The organism is Chamaesiphon minutus PCC 6605 (genome assembly GCF_000317145.1).
Taxonomy (GTDB): Bacteria; Cyanobacteriota; Cyanobacteriia; order Cyanobacteriales; family Chamaesiphonaceae; genus Chamaesiphon; species Chamaesiphon minutus.
In genome coordinates this window covers 4,893,152-4,909,711 of sequence record NC_019697.1, presented here as the reverse complement: position 1 = coordinate 4,909,711, position 16,560 = coordinate 4,893,152, and the positions used below count along the sequence as shown (strand labels likewise).

General features: G+C 46.8%; 16 protein-coding genes and 1 tRNA gene. 8 read left to right on the top strand and 9 right to left on the bottom strand.

Going from position 1 to position 16,560, the window contains the following annotated elements:
• Positions 1-205: 205 nt before the first annotated feature.
• On the bottom strand, positions 206-790 hold the full coding sequence (locus CHA6605_RS22315; RefSeq protein ID WP_015161644.1) for an L-threonylcarbamoyladenylate synthase: 585 nt from the start codon (positions 788-790) through the stop codon (positions 206-208).
• A gap of 357 nt (positions 791-1,147) precedes the next feature.
• Here CHA6605_RS22315 and CHA6605_RS36320 point away from each other — a divergent pair, with 357 nt between their 5' ends.
• Positions 1,148-1,273 (top strand): hypothetical protein, encoded by a 126-nt coding sequence (locus CHA6605_RS36320; protein WP_269744522.1) that lies wholly within the window; start codon positions 1,148-1,150, stop codon positions 1,271-1,273.
• A 15-nt stretch (positions 1,274-1,288) separates the two neighbouring features.
• Here the strand turns inward: CHA6605_RS36320 and rsmG are convergent, their stop codons facing one another.
• Both rsmG and CHA6605_RS22305 read right to left on the bottom strand, forming a co-directional pair.
• The gene (rsmG, locus tag CHA6605_RS22310) at positions 1,289-2,041 is read right to left on the bottom strand and encodes a 16S rRNA (guanine(527)-N(7))-methyltransferase RsmG (protein ID WP_015161643.1); all 753 of its coding nucleotides are present in this window, start codon (positions 2,039-2,041) and stop codon (positions 1,289-1,291) included.
• Positions 2,042-2,132: 91 nt separating this feature from the next.
• Positions 2,133-2,792 (bottom strand): ABC transporter ATP-binding protein, encoded by a 660-nt coding sequence (locus CHA6605_RS22305; protein WP_015161642.1) that lies wholly within the window; start codon positions 2,790-2,792, stop codon positions 2,133-2,135.
• A 251-nt stretch (positions 2,793-3,043) separates the two neighbouring features.
• On the opposite strand from CHA6605_RS22305, the gene CHA6605_RS22300 reads away from it, so the two are divergent.
• On the top strand, positions 3,044-4,090 hold the full coding sequence (locus tag CHA6605_RS22300) for a Sll0314/Alr1548 family TPR repeat-containing protein (protein ID WP_015161641.1): 1,047 nt from the start codon (positions 3,044-3,046) through the stop codon (positions 4,088-4,090).
• A 158-nt stretch (positions 4,091-4,248) separates the two neighbouring features.
• On the opposite strand, the gene CHA6605_RS22295 is transcribed toward CHA6605_RS22300, so the two are convergent.
• From CHA6605_RS22295 to CHA6605_RS22285, 3 genes are all read right to left on the bottom strand, one after another.
• Positions 4,249-5,484, bottom strand: coding sequence for a helix-turn-helix domain-containing protein (locus CHA6605_RS22295; RefSeq protein ID WP_015161640.1), 1,236 nt, complete (start codon positions 5,482-5,484; stop codon positions 4,249-4,251).
• A gap of 2 nt (positions 5,485-5,486) precedes the next feature.
• Positions 5,487-6,623 (bottom strand): hypothetical protein, encoded by a 1,137-nt coding sequence (locus tag CHA6605_RS31965; RefSeq protein ID WP_015161639.1) that lies wholly within the window; start codon positions 6,621-6,623, stop codon positions 5,487-5,489.
• Between the two features lie 174 nt (positions 6,624-6,797).
• Positions 6,798-7,457, bottom strand: a complete 660-nt coding sequence (locus CHA6605_RS22285) for an Npun_F0813 family protein (protein ID WP_015161638.1) — start codon at positions 7,455-7,457, stop codon at positions 6,798-6,800.
• 200 nt (positions 7,458-7,657) lie between these two features.
• Here CHA6605_RS22285 and CHA6605_RS22280 point away from each other — a divergent pair.
• Together CHA6605_RS22280 and CHA6605_RS22275 are read left to right on the top strand one after the other, a co-directional pair.
• Positions 7,658-7,731 (top strand) — tRNA-Arg (locus CHA6605_RS22280).
• 406 nt (positions 7,732-8,137) lie between these two features.
• Entirely contained in the window at positions 8,138-10,414 is a 2,277-nt protein-coding gene (locus CHA6605_RS22275) for a ComEC/Rec2 family competence protein (protein ID WP_015161636.1), read from the top strand.
• Between the two features lie 353 nt (positions 10,415-10,767).
• Here the strand turns inward: CHA6605_RS22275 and CHA6605_RS22270 are convergent, their stop codons facing one another.
• A complete protein-coding gene (locus CHA6605_RS22270; protein ID WP_015161635.1) occupies positions 10,768-11,673 on the bottom strand; it encodes an alpha/beta fold hydrolase in 906 nt (301 codons plus the stop codon).
• 77 nt (positions 11,674-11,750) lie between these two features.
• The gene (locus CHA6605_RS22265; RefSeq protein ID WP_015161634.1) at positions 11,751-12,323 is read right to left on the bottom strand and encodes a cytochrome b; all 573 of its coding nucleotides are present in this window, start codon (positions 12,321-12,323) and stop codon (positions 11,751-11,753) included.
• A 299-nt stretch (positions 12,324-12,622) separates the two neighbouring features.
• Here CHA6605_RS22265 and CHA6605_RS22260 point away from each other — a divergent pair, with 299 nt between their 5' ends.
• Entirely contained in the window at positions 12,623-13,435 is an 813-nt protein-coding gene (locus tag CHA6605_RS22260; RefSeq protein WP_015161633.1) for a class I SAM-dependent methyltransferase, read from the top strand.
• Positions 13,436-13,548: 113 nt separating this feature from the next.
• Here CHA6605_RS22260 and tsaD read toward each other — a convergent pair whose 3' ends face one another.
• Positions 13,549-14,598 carry a tRNA (adenosine(37)-N6)-threonylcarbamoyltransferase complex transferase subunit TsaD gene (gene tsaD / locus CHA6605_RS22255; RefSeq protein ID WP_015161632.1) on the bottom strand — a complete coding sequence of 350 codons (1,050 nt, stop codon included), beginning with the start codon at positions 14,596-14,598 and terminating at the stop codon, positions 13,549-13,551.
• A 314-nt stretch (positions 14,599-14,912) separates the two neighbouring features.
• Between tsaD and CHA6605_RS22250 the strand changes: the two genes are divergently transcribed.
• From CHA6605_RS22250 to CHA6605_RS22240, 3 genes are all read left to right on the top strand, one after another.
• A complete protein-coding gene (locus tag CHA6605_RS22250; protein WP_015161631.1) occupies positions 14,913-15,410 on the top strand; it encodes a photosystem I reaction centre subunit III in 498 nt (165 codons plus the stop codon).
• Between the two features lie 184 nt (positions 15,411-15,594).
• The gene (gene psaJ / locus CHA6605_RS22245) at positions 15,595-15,720 is read left to right on the top strand and encodes a photosystem I reaction center subunit IX (protein ID WP_015161630.1); all 126 of its coding nucleotides are present in this window, start codon (positions 15,595-15,597) and stop codon (positions 15,718-15,720) included.
• Positions 15,721-15,980: 260 nt separating this feature from the next.
• Positions 15,981-16,463, top strand: a complete 483-nt coding sequence (locus CHA6605_RS22240; protein ID WP_015161629.1) for a photosystem I reaction center subunit XI — start codon at positions 15,981-15,983, stop codon at positions 16,461-16,463.
• The last annotated feature ends 97 nt before the right edge of the window (positions 16,464-16,560 follow it).

Here is a 16,560-nt window from a genome sequence, read left to right as displayed (position 1 = left end):
AGAAAACCTCCTACTTGAATACCGTTCGTTGAGTGACGACACAGCATCCTATTGTAGCTAATTTTCGCGCGTCTAAGAAACTGAGAATTTACGGGCATCGAGCAATTGACTACGGATGTAAGTCTAATGCAGTTAATCCTAGCTCGGTATCACAAAATACCACAATCAGCAATTTGTCGGAAATTAGCCCTATATCGATCGGCGATTAGTCTAGATTGACAAAATTTACTGCGCCTTGTCGGAGTAATTTCCAGCCAGAATCCTGCCATTGGATGACAGTTGAAGGTTGTCCGAGGCTCGGTAGCTCTGGAGCCAGTAGCGCGGCTACTTGAGGGAAATTCTCGCTAATTGCCGCCATTGTGAGTAAGGCTGGCTGTCCCGATAAATTAGCACTAGTGGTTGCCAAAGCTCCAGTTTGGCGCAGGATCGAGCGTGCGATCTCGCAATCGGGCACGCGCACACCAATCGTCCGATTGCCGAGCGGGTTCATGGCTGCCGGAATCAGATTGGATGCGGGTAATACCAAGGTTAAGGCACCAGGCAAATATCGATCGGCGACTGCTTGCCAAATCTCTAGTGCTGGCTGGGTACCGTTGGTGAATTTCCACAAGTCGGTGATTTCACCTGCCATCAAAATTAATGGTTTATCTTGACTTCTTTGTTTAGCTTGAAAAATTAGTTCGGCATGTGCTGGTAATACGGCTAATGCCGGAACGGTATCGGTAGGGAAACTGACTAAATTACCAGTTTGAGCGGCAACTATTAGACGATCGACAGAAACTAGAGACACTGGTTATAAATGTTGATAAATCGATCTAGATTCTAATTTTACAATACCAAAACCATTGCCCGCAATTATACCAATTTATTTGGTGTAATAGTACATTGTATACCGCAGTGAATACGATCGGCATTAAGAAGGGAAAAGTATCATGCGCGCACTAACTCTATTGCTTTTACCATACCTCGCTGCACGCTGTAGCAGTGAGCGATCGGTAACCGAGCGATATTGTGTCTGAGATCGCTATGGAAGTGATTTACTCACCACTGTCATTACAGAGGACGATCCAGAAATTACAACTTAAAAACGATCGCGGTGAACCGCTAACAGCTACCGCGATCGAGAATGCTTTAACGCTGAAAATTCTTGTTTGCAATCGTCGATACTCCACCACTTTTAGTATCTGCTAACGCGCTAGACATGGGTCAAATAAATGATAGAATTCTGACGATCGATCTCGAAGATAATCTCGATCGATCGAGTGAGAATTAGAACCTTGATTCTACACTATAATAACCCTAGTGGTTTTTGGGTAGGAATGCCGACATTGCGAGGATAGTATGGATGCGTATCGGCAATTTTATGTATATAAATGCAGTGCCGGATGCTGTTACTCAGAGGCGTATTAAATCGATCGATCTTGCTAACCTCGCCGCCTAATTTAACCACAGCTAATTCTAGACCATCGGCTTCTTCCTGCGTCCAATTGCCCCGATAAAGGATGGCAGTACCGCCAATTTTGACTAAAGGTAGAGCATACTCCGCACAAACATTTACTGCCGCTACCGCCCGAATTAGAGCTAAATCGTATTGATGGCGATGTTGCTTGTTTTGTCCCACGTCTTCGATCCGGCTCACAACCGGATGCACATTTGTCAAGCCAATTTTGGGAGCAGTAGAGCTGATAAATCCGACCTTTTTGGCAGTAGAATCAACTAATGTTAAATCCCATTCCGTTCTCGCGATCGCTAGTGGTAAGCCAGGAAAACCTGCACCAGTACCGATATCGATAACTTTCAGTGCTGAGGGACTTTTAATTAGTTCGCCGACACCTGCGATCGAATCCCATAAATGTTTTTCCCAGAATTCTGTTGGTTCGGTAATTCTCGTCAGATTTAACTGTTGGTTAGCAGCAACTACGGCAGTATAGAGCGATTGTAATTGTAACTGCTGCGATTCAGTAGGACACCAATCGATGGTTTCCTGCCAGATTTTTGCTAGCTGCGGTAGTTCGGTGGTAGAACTAGAGGAAGTATTCATATCTAAACTCGAAAAGTATTTGCGAGAGATCGCTGAAATTACACCGACAGATTAACGATCGCTCGATCCGATTGCATCGCGATCGACAATTCTAACTAACTCCAGTCAATTTACCATCACGGATATTGGCTTCAGTTAATTTCCCGCGCTCTATCTGCCAACATTTATCGGCAATTGCCAATAAATCGCCCGCATCATGAGTCACGATCAGTAGCGTCCATTCTTGTTTGAGCTTGGCGAGCAGACTGACTAACTGCTGGCGCATCGACCAATCTAAGCCCGCTGTAGGCTCGTCTAACAGCAGTAAATGGGGCTGCCGGATTAGTTGCACTGCCAGAGCCAATCGTCGCTGTTGACCGCCACTGAGGGCATGAGGAGAGAGCTGCAAAGGCAGCTCGGCTAAACCCACCGATTGCAACGCCTGTTCGACGCGTTCGGCTCCCAGTTCGGGATGTCCCAACCGCAATTCTTCGACAATAGAGTTAGTACAAAAATGGCGTTCGGGAAACTGAAATACCAGTCCGCCTAATTGTTGGCGCAGTTCGGCATCTAAAACCCGATCGCGCCAATAAACCCCCCCACTCGTGCCACTCGCCAATCCTGCTAAAATTTCCAGCAAAGTACTTTTTCCCGAACCGCTCGCACCGACAATCAATCCCAATTGCTGGGGTTGAAGTTCTAAGTTAAGATCTTGGAGGATCGGTCGCTCGGTTGCAGGTGGATGGTAGGAGAGGTGTTTGAGTTTTAGCACGAGTGTGGATGGGTGGATGGGTGGATGAGTAGATGAGTGAATTTGAAATGTACCTAAAACCTAAAACCTAAAGCCTACCCGCTACTTTGAAGTCTATATTAATACATAGGAACTTCCGACCGACGATCGCGTCCAGGCACTATAGTATATTGCAATTTTTCGATCGCTGGTAGAGGTGGCTGGGTTCAAAATTCACCAGTGCAGAGCTACAGACTTTTCCCACACCCCGTCTTATCAAATAGTTACTATTCATGAAATTCAAGTTTTCGCTACAGGCTACGCTTGCGCTCGTCACAGGTGCGGTACTCGCGCAATCGGCAATCCTCTCATCCATTAACCACTTAAATTTAAATATCGCCCCAGCCATAGCTGCCACCAAACCAGCAAAGCCAAATAGTAATATGGTCTTTCCCGCCCCTAGGACTAGGACAAAACAGGGTTCTAATGTCGAGAGAGCCAAAGAAGCTATGTTTAGGGACGGCGATTATATTAAAGCCAAGGAATATCTCGATGCCGCGCTGAAAACTGAACCTAACGAGCCACTGACTTATGCGATGAGTACGCTTTATCCATTTAGCGCGGGAGATTACGAACGTGTCAAGGACTATGGCGAGAAAACTGTCAAAGCTGCCGAAAAATTGACCAAAACTAATGCAATGCGCGGCAACTTGTATCAGGGTGTGGGTTTGGCAATTCTGGCTGCCTACGAAATGAAAAAAGATAATGGCGGTGCATTGGGTGCCTTAAGCAAGCTTCAGAAGGTATTTGAATTTATCGATAAAGCCAAAAAGCTCGAACCAAATAATTCCGAACTCAACCTGATTAAGGGTTATATGGATCTGTTACTAGCTGTCAACGTCCCATTCTCCGATACCAACCAGGCGATCGAACAATTGCAAAATGCCGAGCCTAGGTATCTCGCCTTACGTGGTATGTACATCGGCCATCGGGACTTAAAACAGTACGATAAAGCCAGTGTCGCCATTAATGCCGCACTCAGACTCGCTCCCCAAAATCCCGAAATGACCTACTACAAGGCACAACTGCTCGCCATTCGCGGACGCGAACAGAAAAATGATACCGATCTGCGCGAGTCGATTAAGCTCTTTGAAGTAGCCTACCAAAAACGCAATCGATTGCTGCTCTCCACGATTGCCCAAATCCTCTCGGAACGCTGTCAAGCCAAAACTGCACTGGCTAGAACTAGTAGCGATGGTTGTTACGGATTTGAAGCCCAACTCAAGCAAGACAATCCCAATCTTGTCGTTGGCTTGACGAAGATTCCACCTTTGAATTAGGTGTTAGGCTTTAGGCTTTAGGTGTTAGGGAGAAGACGATCGGTCTTAGGTGTTGACGTTAGGTAAAAGAGGATAGGGTATAGGGTGCAGAACATAGAAAGTATGCAACTTGGGGCGAGAAATTTAACAACGCAGTTCCAAAGCCTAAAACCTAACACCTAATTTAGTGAATAAATATTCCCATCCACCAACAAACAAACGATGCCTTTAGCGCGTAGGTGTGAAGTCGTTTTCTGAAAAACTCGACTATCTGGTACCTTAATTACTCGCTGAGTGCGTTGATTGGAGAATCTTTTAGCAACGCGATGATTGTCAAAAACGGGTAAAGTGCGTTGTTGAGTTTCGTCGCCAGAAATTTGACCCAGATCGGCGAAATCCTTGAGGGGACGGACGATTGGTTCGGCAAACTTATCGATGACGATATAGCAAATACGCGGTAGCGTCGCTTGGGATAGCGGCGTCACTTGGACGTGTAAGCGATCTTCGGTTAAAAATCGATTGCGATCGAGTTGTTGATAAGTACTTGAAGTAGACTCTTCGCTATCGTCATCATCATCATCATCGTCATCCTCGCCATCGGCAATTTCTTCACCAAACATGGCGGCTAAAGCATTAACATCTTCTTCCTCGCCATCTTCTTCATTATCATCGCTAGCAGTTTCCGCAACCGCTATGGTTGCTGGTGGCGGAGAGTATCGATCTTTTGAGTCGGCAAGAATGTCACGCAATACTGGCGTGCGGGAAGTAGGTGGGGGGACGATCGTTTTTGTTGGAACGGGTGCGATTGGATCGCGATCGTCACTGGTAGCTACTTCAGCCGCTACCAAATCCGCAATATTGGGAGGGACGTCGATATTGGCAATCGTTGCCGACTGACTCGCGGTAGCAATCGGTTCCTCACTAGCAATCGTCACTGGTGCCGAAGGACGCCGCCGCACGCGACGTTGATTCGCCGCACGCTCTTCTGCGCTCATACTCGCAGGTGTTGAGATCGGCTCGCGCTCTGATTCGCTGGAAATAGCTGGCGGTTCTGCCAAGTCGCGATCGTCAGTCTTGATGGTATCTATAACAGGCTCAGTTCGATCGATTTCAGGCGCAAATACCTCTTCTGGCTCTGGTTGGCTCTCGATTGCTAGTGTTAGTGGTAGCTGTGGCACAGCGGTTGTCGGCATGTCAGAACTCGCGCTCTCCTCATCGCTATTGGCTTTAGATCCCCGCTTTTGCTGGATCAAGACCTCATATTCAGCTTCAGGAATGCTATTTTTGAGCAGGCGACTGATAGTTGAGTTGCTGACTCCATAACGACTGGCTAGAGATGCGGTCGTTTCTCCAGACTGACGATAGAGATCTACAATCTCCAACTTATCTGCATCGGTAATTTTTTTAGAACTCATGTTTACTTAATAGCAGTTCGTCGGCGAGCTAGACGGCGAGCACGAATGGAGTTATCAAATTCTAGCGCAGCGGCAATGCCAAACTGCACGATGCCAAAAATCCAGAACACTTCCATAATAAAGCCACTTTCGTATCCTTGCACCCGATTATTGGCGTAAGCGAACCAGGTGTCAGCAATATAAAAACATAATACAGCCTGTGCGGTCGTCCGCCATGGTAATCCCAATTGACCGCCCCAAAATCCTAATAACAGAATTACAGCAAAAGTCAGCAAGACTAAATCGCACAGCACGTAGAATAAATTAAAAGTATCTACCAGCGGATGCATAGCTCGATCGATCGCCAGCACCCAGTCAGGTGCCTGCGTGGAGGGGTCGATTTGCTGACTTTGAGTGAGAACTCGTTGGCTCAGCTTCTGTCTTGACTCGCTGTTTTGTCTCTTTTCCATGGTCGGTTTCCCCGACTGGAAAGAGCCGATGCCATCATTGGGAAATCTCGCTGGAATGACTCGATCCTGTGGGGAATCGGGAATTTGCGGCGCGCGGCTGGCGACGAGCGTACCGCTGCGCACGATCGATCGCTCTAGCGAGATTTCCAACGACGGTGGTGCTGTGACTGCTTTTGCCGAGAGTGTAGTCAACCAGCAGCCCATCGTCAGTCCGATACTCATCACCCCAATGACTGCTACCCATTGTTGACGAGCCAACTGCACATCGCGATCGAGAATTGCCAAGCGCATCCCTGCAATCAAAATTAAATAAAACAATATGTAAAATATATTCCCAGCGGAAGCGGCTGGAGCTAATCCCCACAACACTTCCCACAGGTAAAACCACAGATTGCCCACGAAAAAAGCCAACATGGCGATCGCAAATAACAACCATACCGCTCTACCACCAGCGATATATTTACTCCGATAGTTTCGCCAACACAAATATCCAGACACCAGCAAACCGATTTCTTCTAACGCAGTGGTACTCAAATGAAACCACCACGGAAGACTGCTCTGCGGATCGACAACACTAAAATTTAGATACAAAATTAACGACACTATCGACCAAATTAATCCCCAATAAATAACATATTCCCCCGTCAGCCAAGGGTTTGCATCTGATTTATCTGGTGACAATTTAGCCATTTTGATTTTTGATTTTTGATTTTTGATTTTGCGGATGGAATCGCGCTGAGGGAAGCTCAGGGTGCATGTCACCAAGCAGTATTTTGAATTAACCCGTCGATACATTCGAGGGCTTGGTAGACTCGGTAAAAAGAGGGACTATTTTAATTAAACATCTAACAACTTCGGTCTAAATTAGAGCATGAGGATATCTGAAATTGTCGCTCCCAAGAAATTCGGCATTGTTTGAACGATCTCGATCGTGAGTTTAGTTGTAAATTCTGCACCAAGCTTTTTCTGAGTGAGATGGTATATTTGCCGCGTCAATGCGATAAAATCCGCCTCAGACCAAGAGCTTAATTTTACTGTTGCCAGCGGATCGAGAGCTAATAGTCGATCGAGATCTACCCAAGATTGAAGTTGGGGAGTGACATTGACTAATGTTTCGGCCAATATAGGTAATTGCCTAGTTCCTAATAAGTCTGTCAATTGCAACCAAAGTTCTTGCAATAACCAAATAGTCGCTTGTTGTAATGACGAAGCTAATTCACGATCGACCTCAACTTGCCGCACCACAGCCACAGTTGGCTGAATCGCTCGATCTAGCTCCCATAATGAGTAATAACCAACCTCTGGCACCAATAAATATCGATCGATCGCAGCAATACCATTAGCCTCGCGATCGCGAATAATTAATTGCTGCAATTGTCGTTCTGCTCGATCGCGGTGGCGATCGGCAAAAGCTCGAACTAGATTGTAAATTTGGCCGTTATAATTGAGCCGCAAGAGCGATCGGCGATCTTCACCTAACGTGCAAATCTCGATCTGGACTGATTTTGGCGCAATAATTGACATATTCGATCGGGCAGAGCTGACACTTAGCTCAACAGAAAATAGCTATTATTATTTAATACCGCACATTCCCATATTACCTAGAGTATTATTGCCGATCTCCCCAACCGCCTCGATCGAGCATCTGCACATCTTTTCAGAGATTTGTCACTTGACATTTTTGCAATCGATCGTAAAAGTGTGTTAAAATATAGTGCTAATGTGGGTGAATAGCTCAGTCGGATAGAGCAACTGCCTTCTAAGCAGTCGGTCGGGGGTTCAAGTCCCTCTTCACCCGTAGCAATTTGATAGGCTTTAGGAATTAGACTTGTGATTAAAACCATAACCCTGCCATTACGGCAGGGTTATGGTTTTAATATAGCTTGGCAAACTTATAGTTGATTGAATAGGAAAGTAGTCTCAGTCTTAGGCAAGCTTAAGCTGTTACTCATTTAATTTACTTACCTCCTCCCCGCTCCCCGCTCGCCGCTGTCTTGATGTGCTAACCCGTCTGGAAACCAGACGAGCACACATCGCTCCCCGCTTTCAAAAAATCTAACATGTGATTTAAATGTTCGACAGCTTATGGTTCAAATTGCAAGACTTAGTGTAGATGCAATATCTAATCCAAGGCATCGCGATCGATCGTAGTAAGAAATAGAGTAATATCGATCGTCGATAACCCGATCGCCGATCGTTGCCTGATGCGGAATACCCAAGCTGCAATTTTCCTTTGTCTAGCTTATATCATTGGTCTACTAATTACCTTCAATCCGTGGGTGAGATGGGGGCTAATTGTCATTGCCATCCCGATGGCATGGCTGTTACCTAGAATTTGGAAAAAGAGTCCTAATTGGCAATTTTTGTTAGTCGCAATCGCGATCGCCGGATGTGCTAGTTTTTATCTAGAATTGCGCGTTCCCAAACCCGCAGCCAACGATATTAGTAAATATATTCCCGCCACAGCCGAACGCGGTACTTCGCAATTTACGATCGTGCGAGGTAGCGTCGATAGTTATCCCCACATCACCCGCAACCAGAACGCCCAATTTTGGCTCAATGCGACTCAGCTCAATGAAATTCAGGGCGACGGTATACGCCCCGCAGACGTCAGTAAATCTGTTAACGGTAAAGTCTACGTCACAGTTCCCTTACAGAGTGCTACGGGCTTGCAACCGGGGGTAGATGTATCGATTACCGGGACATTGTATATCCCCCAAGCCAATCCCAATCCAGGGGGGTTTAGCTTTCGCGATTATTTGAGTCAATCGGGTGGATTTACAGGAATGCGCGGCTTTCAGTTGCGAGTAACGGATGAAACTCAGACACAGAAGTGGAGTTGGGGTAAGTTGCGCCAGCGGATTGCTGCGGCGCAGGTAAAATGGTTAGATGTGCCAATAGGGCCGTTAGTCACGGCGATGGTATTAGGCTCCGATGCGGTAGATTTACCCTTCGATTTACGCGATCGATTCGTCAGAGTCGGATTGGCTCACGCGCTAGCGGCGTCTGGGTTTCAGGTATCCTTGATTCTCAATGCGATCCTCTCGCTCACTCGATCGCGATTATCGGCAGTACAGCAATCCAACCTCGGTGTGGTAGCTTTACTCATTTTCCTCGGTTTGACTGGCTTCCAGCCCGCTGTAGCTCGCTCTGTAGCAATGGGGTTGGCAGTATTAATCGGATTGCGCGTCAATCGCAAACTCGATCGACTCAGTTCGCTATTTCTTGCCGGAACTTTATTACTAATTATTAATCCCCTCTGGATTTGGGATATCGGCTTTGAATTGAGCTTTTTGGCAACATTAGGATTGATTGTCACCGTCGAACCCTTGCAGCAAAAATTAGATTGGTTGCCACCCACGATCGCCGATCTAATTACCGTCCCCTTAGCTGCATCGATTTGGACATTACCGATCCAATTATATGTATTTAAATTATTCCCACTCTATAGTTTACCTGCCAATATTCTCACCAGTCCGCTAATTAGCATCATCAGTATCGGCGGCACGATCGGTGCATTAATTAGTGCGATCTTCCCACTCGCTGGTAGTGCTATTTCTTGGCTACTATACTTACCCACCCAGCTACTAATCGGGATTGTCGATTTATTTAACTATCTCCCCGGCACATCATTCGCTGTCGGCCAAATCGCACCGTGGCAGCTATTTGCATTATATGGACTTATCCTCAGCGTCTGGATATTTCCCCGCTTTCACAAACATTGGAAATTACCTCTAGCTGCTGGCATCCTCTTAGTAATCGTCCCCCTAGCAATTTGGAAAACAAGCGAACTCCAACTCACCGCATTAGCCATTAAAAACTCACCAAACGATCGACTCTATCAAGGTCAAATTTTAGCGATCCAAGATCGCGGACAGACTATTTTAATTAATAGCGGCAATGAAAGCATCGCGCGATTTGTCGTCTTGCCATTTTTGCAACAACAAGCTATCAATCGGATCGATAACGCGATCGATTTCAACCGCGATCTCCCCGGACTCAATAGTTGGCAAACCCTCAACCAAACTATTCCCATTAAAAACTTTTATAGCATCAGCGGCGAAAGTAATAATACCGAAACCACTAAATTTACCTCATTACCAGTCGGCAAAGCTCAAAAATTTGGGCGCGTAGAGATAACGATCGTCAAAACCCGTCCCGCAATCTTCCAAATCGAAATTCCTGAAGCCCAACAGAAATGGCTAGTTATCGGCGATGACATCGCCGATCTCGCCCAACCCGCGATCGATTTCGAGCAACTCACCCCCGCCCAAACCCTATATTGGCATGGTGGCAAAATACCCGATCGCGCGATCGCTAAAATCAATCCCCAAGTCGCCATCGCCGCCACCTCCAACCCCGACCCCGAAACCATCAAACTACTCGAACGAAACCGAGTCCGCGTCTACTATACAGGCCGCGACGGCGCAATTCAATGGACACCAAGTGGGTTTAAGCCCTACTTGGAAGGAGAGAAGTAACAGGGGTGGATAGGTAGATGGGTAAGAGGGAAAGATGATGATTTCCCTGTGCTGTCTTTTGCAGATCTACGTGTAGGGGAGGGCTTGGTGCAGATCGATAGCAGAGTACAGATCGAACCCTACCCCGTAACCACCAAGTCCGAACCGACCCCATACCGCATTTAGCACCAACAACCTACATACGCAGGGGAGCTTGAGGGGAGGCGACCGAAATCGCGCTGAGGTCTCCTCAGCGTGCGTTTCGGTCAAGACGCGTCCCGCACCTCAACGGGGGGTCTGGGGGTCGGCACCCCCAGATCCGGGTTCTCTAGCACCAGAGATCCCCACGACCCACAAGCGAGTAAGTATCAAGACTACCCGCCACTCAAAAACGGCAAAATCACCCCATACAACTCCCCTGGATACTCCTCATGCATCCCCAAAGTACCTGGCAAAGTATGACTGACAACATTACGCACCGCCGCCAAAGCCAACATTTCCGCCTTAGACTTAGGTGGACTACCTTCCCCGATCGCCACCAACACGGGTATCGTTAAAGACTGAAGATGAGCCATCGCCTCAAACCGATCGAAATAAGGATCGAGACCCCCAGTCACAAACGCCCCCGCACCATATCTAGCCCCTGACTGTTGAGTGAGTTCGCGCTTTTGTGCCAGTAGATCTGGCGTCAACTTACTCGCATCGCTATAGACATGCCGCCGATACATAAACGCCAAAAAGCTCGGCGTCGTATTTAATCGATACAAAAATTGACCCAGAATCGGCGTGCGAATTAAATCCCGCACCCCCTTTAACCAAGGCTTTTGACCCCGCGCCATCGTCGGCAACGGCCCCCGCCACGTCGGAGCCACCAACACTAGCTTCGCAACACCATTTGGCACCGTAGCAGCAAGATTTAATGCATATCCTGCCGCATGTCCCGCAGCAATAATCGTTGCCGGAACCGCAAACATATCCCGCACGAAGTCCGCCAAAAACTGACGATACAGCGGCGGCGCATAATCTACACGCGGACGACTAGAGTCCCCAAACCCTGGGAAATCCACCGTTGTCACCTGAAACTGCGACTTTAACCGCGCCGCTAAGCCAGACATCTCCGTCCGACTAGAAACTGTGCTAAAAGCAGGTAAAAGTAAAATGGGTGCTCCTGCACCAGCAGTTTCATAAGCAACGCTTAACGGCTGTCCTTGCCAGTTCCATTGGTATGTAGACGTGGTATCCGCGACAACTGGAGATTCAATACTAGTCAAATTAGACATCACGATTGCCTCAAAAGTTTAGTAGTAGCAATCTCTGCTCGTTCGCGTCCAAATTCTCAACTGTACGAACGACATGGCTACTCTTTACTCTTTATTCTAACTAACCACGCCGAAAATCTGCGCCAGTTTGCGATGACTACTCTGTACTGCGCGATCGAGTGAACGACAATCAGCATCGCAAAAATTTTGGACGAGCGACTGTGCGCCGCACTAGCTTGAGATGCCCCCTCCGAATCTACCGGAAATAGATCGGGCATCGGAATTCCAAATAAATTAACATTATTGGCTTGGTAAGCATTAGATAGCCAATAACCACTCAACGGTACTGCCAACATCAACAAATATAGCACCGTATGTAAGCCAGTCTTGAAATACCAATTCGCCGTTAATTTAGGCAGATGCTTGGCATATTTTCGCCCCCAGACTCTGACTAATAAATATCCGCGCCAGCCAAGTAACAGCAATACCAACACGCCAACAGATTTGTGCGCGGCGAGCAGGAGTTCGCGTCCGCCCCCATCACCCTGAAGTCTTTCAAATATCGTGCCACCCGACAACAAGAATACATACAATCCCGCCATCCACCAGTGAATGGACATTAATTGTTTGAAGATATTATTCAGTCTAGGTTTTGGTGCTGTTGCTGACATGTTTCAAAGATCTGGATGGATGGATGGTTGGGATTACCCGTCTAGGTTGTTATATCCTAGCTCTAATGTTACTCGATCGATTATTTAAGATCTTAATAGTGTTGTTACCCGACCTCAAGCAATTACTTCAATTCTGTGAATAAGGTGGCGATCGGAAACCATCGATTCCAAAGTATAAACAAAAAGTAGTAAAGTTATGCTCTTACTAGACTGCACTATTAGCAAAAGTTTCTCTCATTCCGATCGTTAAAACAGATCTGAAATAAAATTAGTAAATACCCTATATTATTCCCAGCAAAATGAACAAAGAAGAAGCAGTAAACAAGGCAACAACAACCTTTAACTCCGCCGCCGATTATTTTGATGCACCAGCTTTATGCTTTTGGAATCGATTCGGACGACGGACGATCGAGCTTGCCGATCTCCAGTCAGGAATGCGAGTATTAGATGTCTGTTGTGGGACTGGTGCCTCAGCAATTCCCGCAGCCATCCAGGTCGGTGCGACTGGCTCTGTGCTGGGGGTAGATCTTGCCAACGCTCTGCTCGAATTAGCACGCAAGAAATCTCAACAGCAGGGATTGACAAATATCGAGTTTCAGTGCGCGGATTTTACCAATTTAGACTTACCCAGCGCAAGTTTTGATGCGATCGTGTGTGTATTTGGAATTTTCTTTTTACCCGATATGGAAGCCGCTGTCGCCGAATTGTGGCGAATGTTGCTCCCTGGTGGGATACTAGCGATTACATCTTGGGGCGCACGGGTATTCGAGCCTGCCAATCAAACATTTTGGAGTGCGATCGCTACCGAACGTCCAGATCTGTACAAACAATTTACCCCATGGTACCGGATTGGTGAGCCAGCATCATTGCAAGCATTAGTAGCCTCCTGTGGCGCAAATAATGTGAAAGTGGTTGCCGAAACCGATAGTCACCATTTGGCAAGCCCAGAGGATTGGTGGCTGATGGTCATGGGCGGCGGGACGAGAGGCACGATCGACAAACTAGAGCCAGTCACTCAGGAGCGGGTAAAATCGGTCTGTTTAGAATTTTTAACAGCTAACAATATTCAGGCTTTAGATTCGGATGTTTTATATGCGATCGCGCGTAAATGAGCGGGGTTCAGCCGAACCCAGAGAGTGATTTTGCCACATTATAAAACCCCAATTCAGTATCGAGCGCGTCGATCTCCTTACTATGTAACATCGATCTAAAAAACCCGTTCCTGCTAACAATCGGCACGATACAAACTCATCACTTCCATCACCGACAACCGCGACTGTACGCCTAAATCTAAGGGAGAAACATGTCCCCGACTCAGATGCTCCACCGCCGCACAACCGATCATTGCCGCATTGTCAGTACAATACTCCATCGGTGGAAATAATACCCGAATCCCCCGATCGCTAGCAGCCGCTTGTAATGTCGCTCTGAGACCGCGATTGGCTGCTACCCCACCACCGATTGCAATTGTATCCAACCCATAATCGCTCGCACAAGCGATCGCTCGCTTGGTCAGCGATCGAGCGATACTAGACTGAAAACTAGCCGCAATATCCGCCACAGGCAACTCTTGCCCTGCCGCTTGCAACTTCTGAGTCAACCGTAGCACCGCAGTTTTCACGCCGCTAAAACTGGAATCATAGGGATGAAAACCCCCTCCAGGTAGCGAGATATTGCCCTCTGGGAGTGGATAAAGGTGCGGATTGCCTTGACTTGCCAATCGATCGATTATCGGGCCGCCTGGATAGCCCAGATTTAACAATCTGGCTACTTTATCAAAGGCTTCACCAGCCGCATCATCACGAGTCGCTCCCAGTTCGGTATATATCCCACAATCTTTGACATGAATCAGACTGGTATGTCCGCCAGATACTAATAAACACAAAAATGGTGGCTGCAACTCTGGCGCACTCAGATAGGATGCATAAATATGCCCTTCGAGGTGATGCACGCCGACAAATGGCTTGTCATGTAAGATGGCCAACGTCTTCGCCGCGCTCATGCCAATCATCAACGCTCCTACCAAACCGGGCGCGACTGTCGCTGCAATCCCATCGATTTGCGTCCAATCGAGAGCCGCTTCTCGGATAGCTCGATCGATGAGAGCATTAATTGTTAATACATGTTGCCGCGATGCCACTTCGGGCACAACACCCCCATATTGGGTATGAATTGGGATTTGCGAGGCGATGACACTACTGCAAACTTTACGATTGTTAACAATTGCCACCGCAGTTTCGTCACAACTTGTTTCAATTGATAAAACTGTTGTCATTAGCTGCTAATTTTAAAGATGAAAATAGAGTTAAGTAGTTTGGCGATCGCGTCGGTGTAGCTCTCTAGTTCGAGTAATACACCAACTCGTTGGCACAGACTTTTCTTTAGGAGAATAGCGAGCCCAAGCGATCTCGATCTGCTGGCAATATATCGCCAATCTCTACAGTATCAGCGATCTTTGGCGATCTATACTAAAGATCGTTGAAGATTCCCAAAAGACTATTATAGTTTTTTTGCCAAAGCAGATCGAAAGCACGATCCTGTATTTTGTAAATAAAACTTTTTGTTTTGTTATAAAAGGAAACAATCACTATGCAAAAACTGTTGGCTTTTGTCCTTGCCATCTGTCTCTGGTTAAACTTCGCTCCGACTGCCTCGGCATCAGAAGTAGCGGGACTCACTCGTTGTGGCGATACGCCTGCTTTTCAACAACGGGCAAAAATGGCTCGGAACACTACCACCGATCCTCAATCTGGCAAAAATCGCTTCGAACGCTACGCTCAAGCTTTGTGCGGACCTGAAGGACTGCCACACTTGATTGTCGATGGACGACTCGATCGGGCGGGCGACTTCTTGATTCCTAGCATCCTGTTCCTCTACATTGCTGGTTGGATCGGTTGGGTCGGTCGCGCCTACATCATTGCCGTCCGTAAAGGCGACAATCCCGAAATGAAAGAAATCGTTATCGACGTACCCTTAGCTGTTAGCTGTATGTTAAGCGGCTTCGCTTGGCCTGCTGCTGCTATAGGTGAATTTACCTCTGGTAAATTAGTCGTTAAAGATAGCGAAATTTCTGTTTCTCCTCGGTAAATTGAGTCTCGATCGAGGGTATAGTCGCTCGATCGAATTGAGGCTGATAATCTATTTAAGTTAGCAGATAACAGCAATGTCATCTCTAACTTGCAGATTTACAGCTCAAACTTTAAACTTCACCAAATAGATTGTCTTGTAGCGATACTTGCAACATATTGATTTTAGATTCTGGAGATAGTCCATGTCACATTTGCTCAGATTTTTATCTACTGCTCCAGTTTTGGCAGCAGTTTGGATGACATTTACTGCGGGTATTCTGATTGAATTCAATCGCTTTTTCCCTGACTTATTATTCCATCCCTTGTAATATTTAGGCGTGAGGTTTTAGGTGTTAAATTTTAGGTATTAGGTATTAGTTATTAGGTCTTAAATATTAGGTGGTTAGGTCTTAGGTATTAGGTGTTAGGAGAGTGAGAAAGACGCTTGCGTCCTAATTCTTAGAGCCTAAAACCTAAAGCCCAAAGCCTAAAACCCAAAGCCTAAAACCTAAAGCCTAAAACCTAAAGCCTAAAACCTAAAGCCTAAAGCCTAATCCCTGTCCCCCTTAATTAATTTGAGAGGTTTTTTATGGCTACTCCCGTTCAAGCTGTCAGCAGTCCCAATCCTGAAGTTAGCAATTTAGCTACTCCCGTCAATGGTTCGGGTATCATTCAAGCTTTCATCAGCAACTTACCGATTTATCGGGCTAATCTATCCCCTCAACGACGGGGTTTAGAAGTAGGAATGGCTCACGGCTATTTCTTACTCGGTCCCTTCACGCTGTTGGGTCCTTTACGTCATACCGACCAAGCATATCTGGCTGGATTGCTCGCCACCGTTGGATTGGTGGTAATCTTGACTGTTTGCCTATCGATCTATGCTAGTGTAAATCCCGCAGCACCACTGCCTAGCGTGACCGTACCCACACCGCCTAACAACATCAAAGATGGCAAAGGTTGGAGTGAATTCACCACTGGGTTCTTGATTGGTGGCGTGGGCGGAGCTGCATTTGCCTACTTATTAGTCGCAAATGTACCCGTTCTCAGTAGTTTTTCAATTTTGAGCAACTAAGTATTAAATTAGTCGCTCATTAATTCGATTGAACTAGTAATAGTTATCGACTAGTTAGCGATCGCGTCTCAGCGATCTTCACCAAATATCAATCGCT

Coding starts and splice junctions, on each gene's coding strand:
- psaJ (WP_015161630.1), top strand. CDS start 15,595: ATGTCACATTTGCTCAGATTTTTATCTACTGCTCCAGTTTTGGCAGCA.
- tsaD (WP_015161632.1), bottom strand. CDS start 14,598: ATGACAACAGTTTTATCAATTGAAACAAGTTGTGACGAAACTGCGGTG.
- CHA6605_RS22285 (WP_015161638.1), bottom strand. CDS start 7,457: ATGTCAATTATTGCGCCAAAATCAGTCCAGATCGAGATTTGCACGTTA.
- CHA6605_RS22295 (WP_015161640.1), bottom strand. CDS start 5,484: ATGAGTTCTAAAAAAATTACCGATGCAGATAAGTTGGAGATTGTAGAT.
- CHA6605_RS22270 (WP_015161635.1), bottom strand. CDS start 11,673: ATGTCTAATTTGACTAGTATTGAATCTCCAGTTGTCGCGGATACCACG.
- CHA6605_RS22300 (WP_015161641.1), top strand. CDS start 3,044: ATGAAATTCAAGTTTTCGCTACAGGCTACGCTTGCGCTCGTCACAGGT.
- CHA6605_RS22275 (WP_015161636.1), top strand. CDS start 8,138: ATGCGGAATACCCAAGCTGCAATTTTCCTTTGTCTAGCTTATATCATT.
- CHA6605_RS22265 (WP_015161634.1), bottom strand. CDS start 12,323: ATGTCAGCAACAGCACCAAAACCTAGACTGAATAATATCTTCAAACAA.
- rsmG (WP_015161643.1), bottom strand. CDS start 2,041: ATGAATACTTCCTCTAGTTCTACCACCGAACTACCGCAGCTAGCAAAA.
- CHA6605_RS22250 (WP_015161631.1), top strand. CDS start 14,913: ATGCAAAAACTGTTGGCTTTTGTCCTTGCCATCTGTCTCTGGTTAAAC.
- CHA6605_RS22240 (WP_015161629.1), top strand. CDS start 15,981: ATGGCTACTCCCGTTCAAGCTGTCAGCAGTCCCAATCCTGAAGTTAGC.
- CHA6605_RS31965 (WP_015161639.1), bottom strand. CDS start 6,623: ATGGCTAAATTGTCACCAGATAAATCAGATGCAAACCCTTGGCTGACG.
- CHA6605_RS22260 (WP_015161633.1), top strand. CDS start 12,623: ATGAACAAAGAAGAAGCAGTAAACAAGGCAACAACAACCTTTAACTCC.